Consider the following 15,685-nt stretch of genomic DNA (forward strand, 5'->3'; position numbering starts at 1 on the left):
TGCCCGGCACGCAGCGGGTCATCCGTACGGTCCTCAGGCCGCCCCCGGCAACGCCGGATGGCGGAAGCTGTCAGGTATGAGCCGCCCCGCCGTCGAGCCCGTCGACCGCGCCGCCTGTGGTGCCGTCCCAGCGCGCCCGGCGCATGTCGAGGCGCGGCAGGTGGCCCTCGGCGGACCGGCCCGCCTCGCGCAGCGGGGTGGCCTCGTCGCGGTAGTGCCCGAGGGCGCGCAGCTCGTGCCCGGGCAGGAGCGCGCCGTCCGAGCGCACCACCCGCCACCAGGGCACCGCGCCGCCGTAGAGCGCCATGACCCGGCCGACCTGGCGCGGCCCGCCCTCACCGAGCCACTCCGCGACGTCCCCGTACGTCATCACCCGGCCCGGCGGGATGTGCTCGGCGACCTCAAGGACCCGCTCCGCGTATGCGGGGATCTCGGGCAGCACCTCGCCCGCCCGGTCCCGCTGCTCCTCGCTCATCCGCTCCATCCTGCCGTACGCCACCGACAGCCGCCCCGGGCCGGGTCGGATCCGGGCGCGGTCCGGGCGCGGAGCGGCAAAGGGGCGCAACTCACACAGCGCACGCCCGGCCAATGCACCCTGATGCCCCCCTGGGATCTCTGGACATGCCACCATCATGCGGGCGGTGAGCGGTGATACGAGACAGAGACAAGACGGACGAGGCAGCGAAGGAGCGGGGCGTGCAGCCACCCGAGGCGGCGGCGAGCAGCACCCCTGAAACGGGGCGGCAGCCCGACGCACCCGGAGCTCCCGAGCCGGCGGGCGAGGACGGGGCACCCGGCGCGGAGTCCCGCCCCGGAACCGGACCTGAAGGCTCCGCAAACCGGGCGGACGGCGAGCGCTCCGACTCCCAGGAAGGCTCCGCCAGCCGCGAAGACCCCGAGGATCAAGAGACCTCCGAAGGCTCCGCGGGCCACGAAGCCCAGCCGCGATCCGGCGGACCCGAAGGCTCAGCGGGCCAAGAAGACCCCAAGGGTCCCGCCGCCCCCGAAGGCGACCTGCGCCCCGAAGGCGGCAACGGCACGGAGGCCGACCGGTACGGCAAGGGCGGCGACGCCCTGTGCGACGACACCTCGGGCTCCATCGAGCGCGTCTCCGTGGACGAACCGCTGCTGCCCGCGCGCGTGCACCGTCCCTCGGATCTGCTCCGGCTGCTCACCGGTGTGCTCGCGATCGCCGTGGTCCTGGCCATGGCCGCGTTCGCGCACGGCACCACGTCCGGCCTGGAAGACGACATCACCAAGGGCACCACCGGCACCCCCGACGTCCTGATCCGCCTCGCCGGGCTCGCCTCCAGCATCGCCGTCCTGGTGCTGCCCGTCGCCTTCGCCATCGAGCGGCTGATCAAACGTGACGGGCTGCGCATCGCCGACGGGGTGCTCGCCGCGGTGCTCGCGCACGGCGTCGCCCTCGCCACCGATCTCTGGGTCGCCAAGTCCGCACCCGGATCGATCACCGAGGCGCTGACCCGGCAGACCCTCTCGGGCTCCATCACCGACCCCGTGCACGGCTATCTCGCCCCCGTCATCGCCTATATGACGGCCGTCGGAATGGCCCGCAGACCCAGGTGGCGGGTGGCACTGTGGGCGGTTCTGCTGCTCAACTCCTTCGCCGTACTGGTCGGCGGTCAGACCACCCCGTTCTCGATCATCGTGACGATCCTGATCGGCTGGACGGTCGCGTACGGCACGCTCTACGCGGTCGGCTCGCCCAATGTGCGGCCCACCGGGCAGACCCTGCTCGCGGGGCTCCGCCACGTCGGCTTCAACCCGGTGACCGCGCTGCGCGCCGAGGACGTACCGGACTCGATGGAGCAGGGCGAGCGCGGCCGGCGCTATCTGGTCACGCTGGAGGACGGCCCGCCCCTCGACGTCACGGTCGTCGACCGCGAGCAGCAGGCTCAGGGCTTCTTCTACCGGGTGTGGCGCCGTCTGACGCTGCGTTCCATCACCACCCGCCGCTCGATCCAGTCGCTCAGGCAGGCCCTGGAGCAGGAGGCGCTCCTCGCGTACGCGGCGATCGCGGCCGGGGCGAACGCGCCCAAGCTGATCGCCACCTCCGAGCTGGGCCCGGACGCCGTGATGCTGGTGTACGAGCACACCGGCGGTCGCTCCCTCGACTCCCTTGAGGACGAGGAGATCACCGACGACCTGCTGCGCGAGACGTGGCGGCAGGTCGAGGCGCTCCAGTCGCGGCGGATCGCGCACCGCAGACTCGCCGGCGACGCGATCCTGGTGGATCGTTCCGGCAGGGTGATCGTGACCGACCTGCGCGGCGGCGAGATCGCGGCCGGCGACATCGTGCTCCGGATGGACGTCGCCCAGCTCCTGACCACCCTGGGCCTGCGCGTCGGCGCCGAGCGCTCGGTCGCCTCCGCGCTCGACGTGCTGGGCCCGGACGCGGTCGCCGACAGCCTCCCGCTGCTCCAGCCCATCGCGCTGAGCCGCTCCACCCGCGCGACCCTGCGCAAGCTCGGCCGCGAGCAGGCGCAGCGCGAGCGCGAGGCGGTCCTCGAAGCCTCGGACGCGGCGAAGGAGGCGAAGGCCGCGGAGGCCGCCGCCGCCAAGGAGGCCGCGGCGCACCCCGAAGCGGTCACGGCGCCCGAGGACCGCAAGGCCGTCAAGGCCGGGAAGAAGGCCGAGAAGCTGGCCATCGACGAGGCTCTGGAGGAGGCGCACGAGGACGATCTGCTCACCCAGATCCGCCACCAGGTGCTGCTGATCCGCCCGCAGGCCCCGGTCGAGCCGGTACGCCTTGAGCGCATCAAGGTGAAGACGCTGATCAGTTTCGTGGCGGGGGCCTTCGCCGCGTACTTCCTCCTGGTGCAGCTCACCAACATCAAGTTCGGCGATCTGATCGCGAACGCCCAGTGGGGCTGGGTCGCGGCGGCCGTACTGTTCTCCGCGCTGTCCTACCCGGCCGCGGCGGCCAGCCTGCTCGGCTTCGTGCCCGAGCGGGTGCCGTTCTGGCGGGCGGTGATCGCGCAGGTCGCGGGCTCGTTCGTGAAGCTGGTGGCTCCCGCGGCGGTCGGCGGTGTAGCCCTCAACACGCGGTTCCTCCAGCGCGCGGGTGTACGGCCGGGGCTCGCGGTGGCGAGCGTCGGCGCATCGCAGCTGTTCGGACTCGCCTCGCACATCTCGCTGCTGCTGATCTTCGGCTATGTGACCGGCACCGAGCAGACCTCGGACCTGTCGCCGTCCCGGACGGTGATCGCGGGTCTGCTCACGGCGGCCGTCCTGATCCTGGTGGTCACCGCGGTCCCGTTCCTGCGCAAGTTCGTGGTCAGCCGGGTCCGCTCGCTGTTCGCCGGCGTGGTGCCGCGCATGCTGGACGTGCTCCAGCGCCCGCAGAAGCTGATCACCGGGATCGGCGGGATGCTGCTGCTGACCGGCGTGTTCGTGATGTGTCTTGACGCGTCGATCCGGGCGTTCGGTACGGGGAGCGAGCACACGCTGAGCTACGCCAGCGTCGCCGTGGTCTTCCTGACCGCCAACGCGCTCGGGTCCGCGGCGCCGACGCCGGGCGGTGTCGGCGCGGTCGAGCTGGCGCTGTCCACGGCGTTGACCATTGCCGGCATGACGGCCGAGACCGCCACTTCGGCGGTGCTGCTGTACCGGCTCCTGACGTTCTGGCTCCCGGTCCTGCCGGGCTGGCTGTGCTTCAACTACCTCACGCGGAAGGGGCAGTTGTAGGGGCCGGCCCCGCCCCTGGACAGCCGGCGCGGCCCGCGTCACCCACTGCGAGCGCGGCCTTCCCCCGTACGCGGTCCTTGACGTGGAGCGGGCGTTCCGGGCTGGGCGGACGGCCCGACGGACGATCAGAACCGGGCACGGCGACACCCCGATGGGCCGCCCCGCTCGCGCGCACCCCCTGTTCCCGCCGCAGGATGGGGGGATGGAACACCACCGTGCCCCGCACAAGCGGACCCGGGCCGCCGCGTTCAGCGCCGCCGCCGTACTGCTCGCCACCGTCGGCTGTTCCGGCGGGGCCAAGGACGACGACGGGCTCACCTCCGGCACCGCCGACGCGGCCCGGCTCGCCACCCAGAAGCTGGACTGGAAGGCGTGCTCGGCGCCCACCGCGGCGGAGGGCACCGGCTCCACGCCCTCCCCACTGCCCGGCGGCGGCCAGTGGAAGTGCGCCACCATGAAGGTGCCGCTGGACTACGCGAACCCCAAGGCCGGCACCCTCGACCTCGCCCTCATCCGCACCGAGGCCACCGACAGGGCCAAGCGCATCGGCTCGCTCGTCTTCAACTTCGGCGGCCCGGGCGGCTCCGGCGTGACCACCCTGCCCGCCGCGGCCGGTGACTACGAGGCCCTGCGCGGCCGCTACGACCTGGTCAGCTTCGACCCGCGCGGGGTCGGCGCCAGCGCCCCGGTGCGCTGCGAGAGCGACTCCCAGCTCGACGCCTACTTCGCCCAGGACGCCACCCCCGACGACGCCGCCAAGGAGAAGACGTACATCGAGGGCCTCAAGTCGTTCGCCACCGCCTGCCAGGACAACTCCGGCAAGGTCCTCCCCCACGTCGGCACCACCGAGGCCGCTCGCGACATGGACCTGCTGCGCCAGGTGCTCGGCGACCAGAAGCTGTACTACATGGGCATCTCGTACGGGACCGAGCTCGGCGGCGTCTACGCCCATCTGTTCCCCAAGAACGTGGGGCGGGCGGTCTTCGACGGCGTCGTCGATCCCACCAACGACGTCGAGCAGGGCGCGATCGGCCAGGCCAAGGGCTTCCAGCTCGCCCTCGACAACTTCGCGCAGGACTGTGTGAACCGCGGCGACAAGTGCCGCCTTCGCGGCGCGAACGTCAAGGAGGTCGAGGACGTCATCGTCAAGCTGCTCGCCCAGCTCGACCAGAAGCCCATCCCGGCCGGCAACAGCGGCCGCCGGCTCACCCAGACCCAGGCCACCAACGGCATCGCCCAGGCCCTGTACTCCAAGGAGTACTGGAGGCTCCTGGAGCAGGGTGTCGACGAGGCGGAGGGCGGCCAGGGCGCGCTGCTCCTCGCGCTGTCGGACGCCATGAACGGGCGCGGCAAGGACGGCACGTACAGCAACATCCAGGCCGCCAACGCGGCCATCAACTGTGCTGATTTCAAAGAGCGTTACTCACTGGACCAAACGAAGGCCAAGCTCCCCGAGTTCCAGCAGGCGTCCCCCGTCTTCGGCTCCTTCATGGCCTGGGGCCTCATGGGCTGCTCCGAGTGGCCGGTCGCCGGCCAGTGGACGACCCCCGACGTGAGCGCGCCGGGCTCCGCCCCGATCGTGGTCGTCGGCAACACCGGCGACCCGGCGACGCCGTACGCGGGCGCGAAGAACATGGTGGACAAGCTGGGCCCGGGGGTGGGCGTGGAACTCACGTACAAGGGCCAGGGGCATGGGGCGTACAACAGCGGCGACAAGTGCGTGCAGAGCGCGGTGAACGCTTACCTCTTGGACGGGAAGGTCCCCTCCGCGGGGGCGGTTTGCCAGTGACCCAGGGTCGCTTTGGGGTGCGCTTTCGACTGCGGACCCGTCGTGGCCGGTCGCACCCACGCGGCGGAGCCGCACATGTCACGGCCCCGCCCCCCCCTCAAGGCAATGGGGCCGGCCCGCACCTCGCGTGCGAACCGGCCCCATCGTGGACAGCACCCTTTAATAAATCGGCTTCTCCGGCTCGATCTGGTTGACCCAGCCGATCACACCGCCGCCCACGTGGACCGCGTCGGCGAACCCCGCCGACTTGAGGACCGCGAGGACCTCCGCCGAGCGGACGCCCGTCTTGCAGTGCAGGACGATGCGCTTGTCCTGGGGCAGCGACTCAAGGGCCGAGCCCATGAGGAACTCGTTCTTCGGGATCAGCTTGGCGCCCGGGATCGAGACGATCTCGTACTCGTTCGGCTCGCGGACGTCGATGATCTCGATCTTCTCGTCGGCGTCGATCCACTCCTTGAGCTGCTTGGGAGTGATCGTCGAGCCCATGGCCGCTTCCTGGGCCTCCTCGGACACGACGCCGCAGAAGGCCTCGTAGTCGATGAGCTCGGTGACCGTCGCGTTCGGACCGCAGACCGCGCAGTCGGGGTCCTTGCGGACCTTGACCTGGCGGTACTGCATCTCCAGGGCGTCGTAGATCATCAGGCGGCCGACCAGCGGCTCGCCGACACCCGTGAGGACCTTGATCGCCTCGGTGACCTGGATCGAGCCGATCGACGCGCAAAGGACGCCAAGCACGCCGCCCTCGGCGCAGCTCGGGACCATGCCCGGCGGCGGGGGCTCCGGGTAGAGGCAGCGGTAGCAGGGGCCGTGCTCGGACCAGAAGACCGAGGCCTGGCCGTCGAAGCGGTAGATCGAGCCCCAGACGTACGGCTTGTTCAGGAGCACGCACGCGTCGTTCACCAGGTAACGCGTCGCGAAGTTGTCCGTGCCGTCGACGATCAGGTCGTACTGGCTGAAGATCTCCATCACGTTCTCGGCTTCGAGCCGCTCTTCGTGGAGGATCACGTTCACGTACGGGTTGATGCCGAGCACGGAATCGCGCGCGGACTCCGCCTTGGAGCGGCCGATGTCGGCCTGGCTGTGGATGATCTGGCGCTGGAGGTTCGACTCGTCGACCTCGTCGAACTCCACGATGCCGAGCGTGCCGACACCGGCTGCGGCCAGGTACATCAGGGCCGGGGAGCCGAGACCGCCGGCGCCCACGGCGAGCACCTTCGCGTTCTTCAGCCGCTTCTGCCCGTCCATCCCGACGTCGGGGATGATCAGGTGGCGCGAATACCTGCGGACCTCGTCTACGGTGAGCTCAGCTGCTGGCTCGACCAGGGGTGGCAGCGACACGAGAACCTCAATTACGCAGTCGGTCGGTAAGTCAGTACGGTTGTTCTCTCCGTAACACTGCCACGCGCCCTCTCATTCCGAGATACCAGGTCCGATCCGCGAGACGATTTCGTCCCAGTAGCCGGGCAGTGTCTCGAATGGGTCGATATGGCCGTTTCCTTGCCGGGACCGGTCGGCGCGGTCCGTGAAGTAGATCGTGCCCGCGCCCTGCCAGCGGGCGATCCGCAGCGCCTCCTCCAGATGTGTTCTGGGCACCCCGTGCACCAGGTGACAGAAGCGCTCCGACGGGTAGTCGGCGGTCCATTCGGCCACCTGCGACCAGCGGTAGTCGGTCCACGGGCCGGTGTAGGTGATCAGCTGGTCGGCGGTCTCCGCATAGCCGGGGTACGGGTGCGTGCCGTGTCCGAAGACCAGGTGGGCGCCGTCGCACAGGGCCCGGAGCGTGTCGGTGGTGCGCCGCATTTCGGGAAGCGCGTCTCGCTCTGTGGGACAGCGGTCGAGCAGGAAGCCGTCGACCCGGTACCAGTCGAGGTAGCGGTGGGCCTCCGAGATCTGCTCGCCGAAGGGGCGGGTGCCGTACGCGGTGTCGAGGTGACCGAGCACTCGGATGCCCGCGTTGCGGAGTTTGCCGACGGCTTCGAGGCAGTGCGGGTCGGGCCGGCTGCCGGGGCCGCCGGGAGTTCCGCCGGACACATTGAGCACGGCCCAGTGCAACGGCGTTCCGGGGCGGGTGAGTTCGGCCCATTCGACCGGGGCGACGAGGGGGTGGGCGTAACCGGGGACGCCGAGGCCGAGCCGGCCGGCGCCGGTCGCCGCGCGCTGCCCGAGAAGCCGGGTCAGATTCGGCATGCCGCCTCCATCCAGATGTCCGCGAGGGATTCCTCCAGGTTGATCCGGGGCCGCCAGCCGAGCCGGTCGCGGGCGGTGCGTACGTCGGCCTGCTGCCAGCTTCCGCAGCCGTCGGGGTACGGAGCGGGCGTGGCGAGGTGTTCGAGCGCGGCATCGCCGGAGCGCGGGGAGCCGATGAGTCCGGGGCGCATGACGGGCGGGCCGTCGAGTTCGTGCAGGGTGCCCGCGTAGCCCGCGACCCGGGCGAGGACGGCGGCCGCGTCGCGGAGCTTCACCGAGCGTCCGGTGCCGATGTTGACCACGCCCTGGGCGGCGGAGAGCGAGGCGGCGTGTACGGCCCGCGCCACGTCGCGTACGTCCACGAAGTCCCGCTGCACGCCGAGCCCGCCGAGCTTCAGCTCGCCGTCGCCGGACTGCATGGCGCGCCGCATCGCCTCGGCGAGGCGGCCGAGCGGGGAGCCGGCGGGGGTGCCGGGGCCGACGGGCGAGAAGACACGCAGCACGATCGCGTCGAGTCCGGAGCCGAGGACGAGCTCGGTCGCGGCGAGCTTGGAGACGCCGTACGGTCCGCCGGGGCGCGGTACCGCGTCCTCGGCGGTGGAGGAGCCGGGCTGCGAGGGCCCGTACTCCGAGGCGCAGCCGATCTGCACGAGGCGGGCGCCGCAGCCGCTGCGCCGCAGGGCCTCGCAGACGGTGGCGACGGCCACGGTGTTGTGCCGGGTCAGCTCGCGGGCGCCGCCTCGGGTGGCTCCGGCGCAGTTGACGACGACGCCGGGGTGCACGGCGTCGAGGAAGCGGGTCAGGGCTCCCGGGCTGCCGGTGGCGAGGTCGAACCGTACGTCCGCGTCGTCGCCGCGCCCGAGGGCGGTGAGCTGTACGGCGGGGTCGGCGAGGAGGCGGTCGGCGACGAATCGGCCGAGGTATCCGTTGGCTCCGAGCAGCAGCACCCTCATCGCACGGTCCTTCCGTGCGGGCGGCGGGAGGCCGGTGGCAGGGCGGTCATGTGTCGTTCTCCTTCAATGCCAGGTCGCCTGCCCGGTAAGGGGGTTGGGCGATCGCGGCGCTTCGGTGGGGTGGGCGCGTAGGTCGTCGGGCGCCTCACTGGTCGTCACAGTGGGCCGAGGCGCGGGCCAGCACGGCGGCGGCTCGGGCGAGCAGAGCGAGGGCGGCGGCGCCGCACACCGCGGCGGGCAACGCCCCGACGCCCCAGGCCTGGACCAGGGACGCGACGGGGTGGCCGAGGGCGGCGCAGCCGGGCAGCCGCCCGGCGAACACCGAGCCGAGCCCGAGCAGTTCGGCGCCTGCCGCCGCGGCGAGCACCTTCGTGGTGGCGCCGGCGAAGCCGTGCGCGGCGAGCAGCCGGGCGAGCCAGAGCAACACCCCGAGCGCGGCACACGGGCCGAACGCGTCTGCTCCGTATGCGAGTTGACTTGCCATCAGGCACATGGCGAGGCCGACGGAGAACAGGGCCACGGTCACCAGGAGCAGCGGGCGGGAGCGTCCGGCGAACTCGGCGAGGCCCCGGCTTGAGGCGAGCTTGCCGCGTGCCTGTACGGAGAAGAGGTGCGCGCACCACATCGCGGGGGCGACGGCGAACGCCAGACCGGTGGCGGCCGCCGGGTCGAGCGGCCAGCCTCCGTCGGGGCCGCCGCGCACGGCCTCGGCGAGCAGCCCGTCACCGCCGATCGCGTACGCCATGAGCCACGCGGCGCAAAGGCGGGCGGCGGGCCGGTTGCGCGGGCCGGCGCGCAGGGGGCCGCGCCGCAGGGTCAGGGTGAGCGCCACCACGAAGGCGATCGTGCCGACCGCGCCGACCACCGGCCGAATCGCGCCCGGGGCGAGCTGGACACCCTCGACGGCGAGTACGGAGACGATGCCGGGCAGCAGCGCCCACAGCGCCCATCCGGTGGGCTGCGGGGTCAACTCCCGTGCGGGCGTCGTGGTTTCGGTGTCACGGGGCACTCGGGCGTACAGCTCTTCGGCGAGCGAGAAGACGTCGCGGTGGCGAAAGCGGGCGGCGGTGCGGTCGGTGACGCCGTGGGCCTCAAGGCCTGCCGCGATCTCCAGCGGGTCGACGGCACGCTCGCACAGTTCGCGGTGCCGGTGCATGAGGGCCTTGACGGGGTCGGCGGGGCCGCGCCGGCCGGTGGCGGTGCGGCCCACGCCGCTCTGGGCGGGCGTCGCCGAGGCGAGGGCGTCCTTGGAGCGGGCGCCCCAGGCGGTTCCGGTGGCCGGGACGGAGGGAAGGTCGGTCACGCGCCCGCCCCTCTCACTTCGGCGTCGAGACGCTGCCGCATCAGGGCCGCGATGGGGCTTTCTGCCCAACTATGGCCTGAGGGACCGGACTTGGCCGACGCAGGGGCGGCGGCCGGGGCCGCCCAACTCGGCCCAGTGGCACCCGAGTTGCTCGGCACGCGGGCTGCGGTCGGGGCCGCCCAGCGTCCCGGCACACGGGCTTCGGCGGGGTGCGCGAAGGGCTGTGGGGCGGCCAAGTCGTCCGCGGTCTCGCGGTGGACCGGGTTGTGCGACATGAGCTCCAGGTAAATGCCGTGAAATGCCGCGAGGTTCTGCTCGACGGTGAACAGTTCGAGCGCCCGGGCTCGGGCGGCGGCACCCAGGCGCGAGCGGCGTTCGGGGTCGCGGAGCAGCGCGACGCAGGCGTCGGCGAGCGCGCGCGGATTGCGCGGCGGCACCACCAGGCCCGTACCGCCGATGACTTCGACGACGGCGCCGGTGTCGGTGGAGACGGTGGCCCGGCCACAGAACATGGCCTCGACGAGGCTGATGGGGAAGCCCTCGACGACGCTGGACAGGACGACGACGCTTCCGGCCGCGTACGCGTCGGCGAGTTCGGGCGCCTCGGGGCCGCCGATCTCCTCGAAGGAGACGGGGTTGTCGCCGACGGCGTGGGCGTCGGCGGCCTCGTCGGGGAAGAGCTGGGCGGCGAGCGCCCGGCAGTGCGCGAGATATGTGACGGCGTCCGGGCCCTCCGCGGGTGCGGCGATCAGCCGCAGCCGCGCCTCGGGCTCGGCCTTGCGGACCTCGGCGAAGGCGTGCAGCAGGGCGATGAGGTCCTTGGCGGGCTCGATCCGCCCGACCCACACCAGCGTGTTGGGGTCACCGCCGTAGGCGCCTTCCCCCACGGCGTGGAAGCGCTCGGCGGACATGCCGGGATAGACGGTGCGCAGTTTGGCGCGGTCGGCTCCGCAGCGCTCCTGCCAGCGGCGGGCGTGGGTGTTGCCGGGGGTGATCAGTTCGGCCCGCGCGTACACCTCGGCGGCGAGGCGGCGCTGGAAGCCTGCCTGCAACGCCCTTACGGGGACGGAGAGTTGGGCGTTGGCGAGGTACTGGGCGCGGAGCTGGACTCCGTACTCGGTGACCAGGAGCGGGACCCCGCAGAAGCGTTTGGCCAGGAGCCCCGGCAGGGCGGCGCGACCGCCGGATGCGGCATGGCTGAGGTCGACCGCGCCGAGCGCGTCGTCGCCGTACCAGTCGAGGGAGAGGGGGCGCAGGGCGCGTTCCAGGAGGCTCGCGAAGGCGAGGTGGTCGGGCACCCTGGCGGCCTGGACGGCGCGGTTGGCGCCGGGGGCGCGGCAGGCGGCTTCCAGAATGCGGACGGCCGTCTCGGAACGCAGCTCGCCACCGAGCCCGCCGTGCTCGCGGGCGAGGGAGGCGAGCCCGTAGAACCCCTCGGCGAAGCCCTCGCCGTCGGCGCGTTCGGTGCAGATCGAGGCGGCCAGGCGCCCGAAGTGGGCGGCGAACTCCCGGCGTTCGCGCCGCCCGTAGCCGCGCTCGGCACGCCTGCGGCCGGTGTGGCAGGTTTCGGGCGCGGTCCAGAGCGGCGCGGTGCGCACCTGGCGCACCTGCGGAGGCAGCGGAAGAAATCCCCGGTCCTCCTGGTACTTGCTCCGGCTGAGCGCGAATATGTCGAACTCGTGCCGCGCGAGCCCGCGCACGAGCCGGTCGCACCACAGCCTGAACTCACCGGTCGTGTACGGATAACCGCCATCCGTGAGCAGTCCGATCCGCATGTGCGCACCCCCGATCTCCCTTGTGGGCGGCCGCCGTTGACAACGGCGACTCGCAGCGGGACGAACGTAAGCGGTTATGCCAGTGGCGCGACGGACGGTTGTCCATCGCGCCACCGGAAGGGGTGAATGCACGTAACTTTCCCGACCCGATGGCGTTCGGTCGCGCTACGGGTCGAACCGGTCACACAGGGCTACGCCACGGCCATCTCCTCGCGGGCCGTCTCCCTCAGCTCACGGCGGGCCGCGCGGCGGGCGGCGGCGAGGGCGGGATCCAGCGAGGGCACGGCGGCGAGCAGCTGCCGGGTGTACGGGTCCTCGGGCGCGCCGTACACGTCATCGACCGCGCCCTCCTCCACGATCCGCCCCTGCCGCACGACGGCGACCCGGTCGCTGACCTGCCGCACCACGGCGAGGTCGTGCGCGACGAAGACGAGCGCGAGCCCGAGTTCGCGCTGCAACTCCGCGAGCAGGGCGGTGACTTGAGCCTGCGTCGTCACGTCCAGAGCCGATACGGGTTCATCGCACACGATCAGTGACGGCTCGGCGGCCAGCGCGCGGGCGATCCCGACGCGCTGGCGCTGGCCGCCGCTGAACTCGTGCGGGTAGCTGTCGTACCGGTCCGGGTCGAGCCCCACCTTCAGGAGCAGCTCGCCGACCCTGGCCCGGATGCGGCTGTCGTCGCGCTCCCCTCTCGCCCTCAGGGGGTCGGCGACGGACTCTCCGATGGACCGGCGGGGGTTGAGGGAGGAGACGGGGTCCTGGAAGACCATCTGGACGGAGCCGGTGCGCGTGACGTGCCCGGCGCTGGGTTCGAGCAGGCCCACGAGCATGCGGCCGAGGGTGGTCTTCCCGCTTCCGCTCTCGCCGACGATGCCGAGGGTTTCACCGCGGCGAACCTTGAGGCTGACGCCGTCTATGGCAGTGAAGGCGGTTCGGCCGCGGCCGAAGGTCTTGCGGAGCTGGGCGGCTTCGAGCACGACGTCGCCCTCGGCGGTGGTTTCCCCCGCCCCGCCCCTTCCCGAGACCCGCCGGGGGGACGAGTCCGCGGACCGTGCGGGGCCCGGCTCCGCATCCCCGGCCCGTGGGGGTCCCCCCTGGACGAAGTCCTCGGGGGAGATTGAGGACGAGCGCCCTTCAGGCGCGAACGGGGTCTGGGGCGGAGCCCCAGCAGCACCCACCGGGCCGCGTCCGGGGAGGATTCGCGGGACCGCCGACAGCAGCGCACGCGTATACGGCTCGCGCGGAGCCCCCAGCACCGCCCCCACCGGACCCCGCTCCACCTCCCTCCCCGCCCGCATCACCAGCACCTCGTCCACGCTCTCCGCCGCGACCCCCACGTCGTGGGTGACCAACAGCAGCCCCAGGCCCGTCTCGCGGCGCAGGTCGTGCAGCAGGTCCAGGATCTGCGCCTGGACGGTCACGTCGAGCGCCGTCGTCGGCTCGTCGGCGATCAGCAGGCGCGGCTCGCACGCCAGGGCCATCGCGATGAGGGCCCGCTGCCGCATCCCCCCGCTGAACTCGTGCGGCCGGGAACGGGACTTGCGGGCCGCGTCCGGGATGCCCACCCGGTCCAGGACGGAGACCGCGCGGGCCCGGGCGGCCCGGCGGGAGCCGCCCTTGTGCACCCGGTACACCTCCGCGATCTGGTCGCCGATCGTGTAGTACGGGTCGAGCGAGGACAGCGGGTCCTGGAAGACCATCGCCGCCAACCCCCCGCGCAGGGAACGGAGTTCGGCGTCGGAGGCCGACACGACGTCCACCCCGGCCACCCGGATCGAGCCTGTGACCCGCGCCCCCGTGCCCCGGTGCAGGCCGAGCAGCGCGTACGCCGACGCGCTCTTGCCGGAGCCGGACTCGCCGACCACGCCCAGCGCCGCGCCGGGCCGAACCGCAAAGGAGAGGCCATCGACGGCTCGTACCTCGCCGAAGGAGATGTGCAGGTCGGCGACCTCGACCAGAGGCGCCTCGTCAGGAACCAGCGTCATGAAAGGACCACCCGTCGATCCGCCATCGCGTACAGGACGTCCGCGACCGCATTGGCAAGCACCACGAAGAATCCGGTGGTCAGGACCACGCCGACCACCACCGGCAGGTCGACCGTGCGCACCGACTGCACGAGCTGCTGCCCGATGCCCGGGATGCCGAAGAGCGTCTCGGTGAGTACCGCGCTGCCGAACATGGTCCCCGCGTCTAGGGCGCTGAGCGCGATGACCGGGGCGACCGCGCCGCGCAGCGCATGGCGCCCGACGATGGCCCGCTCGGTCAGCCCGTACGCCCGGAACGTCCGCACATGGTCCTCGGCGAGCGTCTCCAGCATCGAACTCCGTGTCAGACGCGCGTACTTGGCCGATTCGATCAGGGCGAGGGAGAACCAGGGGAGCAACAGCCCCCAGAACCACTGTTCCGGGTTGTCCGTGAACGGCACGTACTGCGGGAACGGCAGCCATTGCAGGGTCGAGCACAGGATGATGATCAGCAGCAGGCCGATGACGAACACCGGCGTGGACGTGCCCGCCAGGGTCAGCCAGGTCAGCAGCCGCTCGGTCGTTCCGCCGCGCTTCCACGCGGAGAGCACCCCGGTGCCGACGCCGATGAGGAGCCACAGCGCGAACGCGCCGACGACCAGCGAGCCCGTGACCGGGAGCTTGCCGAGGATGAGGTCGGTGACCTGCTCGTCGGTGCGGTAGGACTGGCCGAGGCAGGGCGCCGAGCAGTGCACCACTCCCGTGCCGGACGAGAAGTCGCGGCCGGCGAAGATGCCCTGGATGAAGTGGCCGTACTGGAGGTACAGCGGGTCGCCGAGCCCCAACTTGTCGTGGACCAGGGCGACTTGCTGCGGGGAGCAGCGTTCACCGCAGACGATCTGGGCGACGTTGCCGGGAGCCACGTAGAAGACGGCGTACACGATGACGGACAGGGCGAGGAGCACGAACACGGCTCCGGCGATCCGCCTCAGCAGAAAGCCTGTGAAGCCGGTCAACTTGCCTTCTCCTTAAGGGAGTTGCGGGACTTGCGCGTGCCCACCCTCAGCCTTGACGCCGCTCTCGGGTCCAGAGCCGTGCGCACTCCCTCGCCGATCACCGTCAGCGCGAGGACCGTGACGAAGAGCAGGCCGGCCGGCAGGAGCAGATAGGTCGGGGCCGCCTGGTACCAGGTGTTGGCGTCGGTCAGCATCTGGCCCCAGGACGGGGTGGGCGGCTTGATGCCCACGCCGAGGAAGGACAGCGCCGCCTCGGCCACCACGTTGGAGGGGACGAGCAGCACCGCGTACGTGATGACGGGCGCGGCAAGGGCGGGCAGCAGTTCGCGGCGGGCGATCGCCCAGGTGCCCCAGCCGCTGAGCCGCGCCGCCGAGACGTGGTCGAGCGTCTTGAGCGAGAGGGCGCCCGCCCGCACGATCTTCGACGTACCGAACCAGCCGAGCCCGGCGATGATCAGCGTGATCAGGACCGGCCGCGGGATCGAGGCGGGGGCCACGGCGAGCAGGCCGAGGGTGATGACGAGCATCGGCAGCGCGGCCGCGACGTCGGTGACGCGGCTGACGATCTGGTCGGCCCAGCGGCCGCCGAGCGCGGCGAAGAGGCCGAGGGCGACGCCGAGCGCGACCTGGATGAGGGTGGCGACGAAGGCGACGCCGAGCGAGACGCGGGCGCCGTACACGATCCGGGCGAACAGGTCGCGGCCGGTCTGCGGTTCGACGCCGAGCCAGTGCTCGCCGCTGATCCCGCCGAACGAGCCGATGGGGACGCCGCCGCTGGCGGAGTCGACGAGGGTGGGGTGGTAGGCGTTGGGGTCCTGGCCCTCCAGCGCGGTGAGCACCGGGGCCGCGAGCGCGACCAGGACGAGCAGGGCGAAGACGGCCGCCGCGGCGGTGACCGCGCGCTGGGCGCGCAGCCGCCGCCAGAAGAGACGAGCGCCGGGGGCGGGCGCGACGGCGCCCGCCCCGGTGGTCAACAGGGCTTCGGACATG

The 15,685-nt window shown here is 72.2% G+C and carries 11 protein-coding genes; 2 read left to right on the forward strand and 9 right to left on the reverse strand.

The window, feature by feature from the left end:
• Positions 1-70 precede the first annotated feature (70 nt).
• The gene (locus ACWC2B_RS15070; protein ID WP_450716991.1) at positions 71-484 is read right to left on the reverse strand and encodes an MGMT family protein; all 414 of its coding nucleotides are present in this window, start codon (positions 482-484) and stop codon (positions 71-73) included.
• A 212-nt stretch (positions 485-696) separates the two neighbouring features.
• Here ACWC2B_RS15070 and ACWC2B_RS15075 point away from each other — a divergent pair, with 212 nt between their 5' ends.
• Positions 697-3,708, forward strand: coding sequence for a lysylphosphatidylglycerol synthase domain-containing protein (locus tag ACWC2B_RS15075; RefSeq protein WP_450716882.1), 3,012 nt, complete (start codon positions 697-699; stop codon positions 3,706-3,708).
• Positions 3,709-3,910: 202 nt separating this feature from the next.
• Complete coding sequence (locus ACWC2B_RS15080) at positions 3,911-5,497, forward strand: alpha/beta hydrolase (protein WP_450716883.1); 1,587 nt, start codon at positions 3,911-3,913, stop codon at positions 5,495-5,497.
• Positions 5,498-5,656: 159 nt separating this feature from the next.
• On the opposite strand, the gene moeZ is transcribed toward ACWC2B_RS15080, so the two are convergent.
• From moeZ to ACWC2B_RS15120, 8 genes are all read right to left on the reverse strand, one after another.
• On the reverse strand, positions 5,657-6,835 hold the full coding sequence (gene moeZ, locus ACWC2B_RS15085; RefSeq protein ID WP_450716884.1) for an adenylyltransferase/sulfurtransferase MoeZ: 1,179 nt from the start codon (positions 6,833-6,835) through the stop codon (positions 5,657-5,659).
• A 72-nt stretch (positions 6,836-6,907) separates the two neighbouring features.
• On the reverse strand, positions 6,908-7,684 hold the full coding sequence (locus tag ACWC2B_RS15090) for a spherulation-specific family 4 protein (RefSeq protein ID WP_450716885.1): 777 nt from the start codon (positions 7,682-7,684) through the stop codon (positions 6,908-6,910).
• Positions 7,672-8,637: an NAD-dependent epimerase/dehydratase family protein gene (locus ACWC2B_RS15095; RefSeq protein WP_450716886.1), complete on the reverse strand. Its 966-nt coding sequence runs from the start codon at positions 8,635-8,637 to the stop codon at positions 7,672-7,674. The genes ACWC2B_RS15090 and ACWC2B_RS15095 overlap by 13 nt, the downstream gene beginning before the upstream one ends.
• Positions 8,638-8,782: 145 nt before the next feature.
• On the reverse strand, positions 8,783-9,940 hold the full coding sequence (locus tag ACWC2B_RS15100; protein ID WP_450716887.1) for a hypothetical protein: 1,158 nt from the start codon (positions 9,938-9,940) through the stop codon (positions 8,783-8,785).
• Positions 9,937-11,715 (reverse strand): DUF3492 domain-containing protein, encoded by a 1,779-nt coding sequence (locus tag ACWC2B_RS15105; protein WP_450716888.1) that lies wholly within the window; start codon positions 11,713-11,715, stop codon positions 9,937-9,939. Before ACWC2B_RS15105 ends, ACWC2B_RS15100 begins: the two co-directional genes overlap by 4 nt.
• Positions 11,716-11,906: 191 nt before the next feature.
• Complete coding sequence (locus tag ACWC2B_RS15110; protein ID WP_450716889.1) at positions 11,907-13,700, reverse strand: dipeptide ABC transporter ATP-binding protein; 1,794 nt, start codon at positions 13,698-13,700, stop codon at positions 11,907-11,909.
• Entirely contained in the window at positions 13,697-14,695 is a 999-nt protein-coding gene (locus ACWC2B_RS15115; protein WP_450716890.1) for an ABC transporter permease, read from the reverse strand. Before ACWC2B_RS15115 ends, ACWC2B_RS15110 begins: the two co-directional genes overlap by 4 nt.
• Positions 14,692-15,684: an ABC transporter permease gene (locus tag ACWC2B_RS15120; protein ID WP_450716891.1), complete on the reverse strand. Its 993-nt coding sequence runs from the start codon at positions 15,682-15,684 to the stop codon at positions 14,692-14,694. Before ACWC2B_RS15120 ends, ACWC2B_RS15115 begins: the two co-directional genes overlap by 4 nt.
• Between the last annotated feature and the right edge of the window lies 1 nt (position 15,685).

Source organism: Streptomyces sp. NPDC001415 (assembly GCF_053597395.1).

Coding starts and splice junctions, on each gene's coding strand:
- ACWC2B_RS15105 (WP_450716888.1), bottom strand. CDS start 11,715: ATGCGGATCGGACTGCTCACGGATGGCGGTTATCCGTACACGACCGGT.
- ACWC2B_RS15120 (WP_450716891.1), bottom strand. CDS start 15,684: ATGTCCGAAGCCCTGTTGACCACCGGGGCGGGCGCCGTCGCGCCCGCC.
- ACWC2B_RS15110 (WP_450716889.1), bottom strand. CDS start 13,700: ATGACGCTGGTTCCTGACGAGGCGCCTCTGGTCGAGGTCGCCGACCTG.
- ACWC2B_RS15095 (WP_450716886.1), bottom strand. CDS start 8,637: ATGAGGGTGCTGCTGCTCGGAGCCAACGGATACCTCGGCCGATTCGTC.
- ACWC2B_RS15080 (WP_450716883.1), top strand. CDS start 3,911: ATGGAACACCACCGTGCCCCGCACAAGCGGACCCGGGCCGCCGCGTTC.
- ACWC2B_RS15090 (WP_450716885.1), bottom strand. CDS start 7,684: ATGCCGAATCTGACCCGGCTTCTCGGGCAGCGCGCGGCGACCGGCGCC.
- ACWC2B_RS15070 (WP_450716991.1), bottom strand. CDS start 484: ATGGAGCGGATGAGCGAGGAGCAGCGGGACCGGGCGGGCGAGGTGCTG.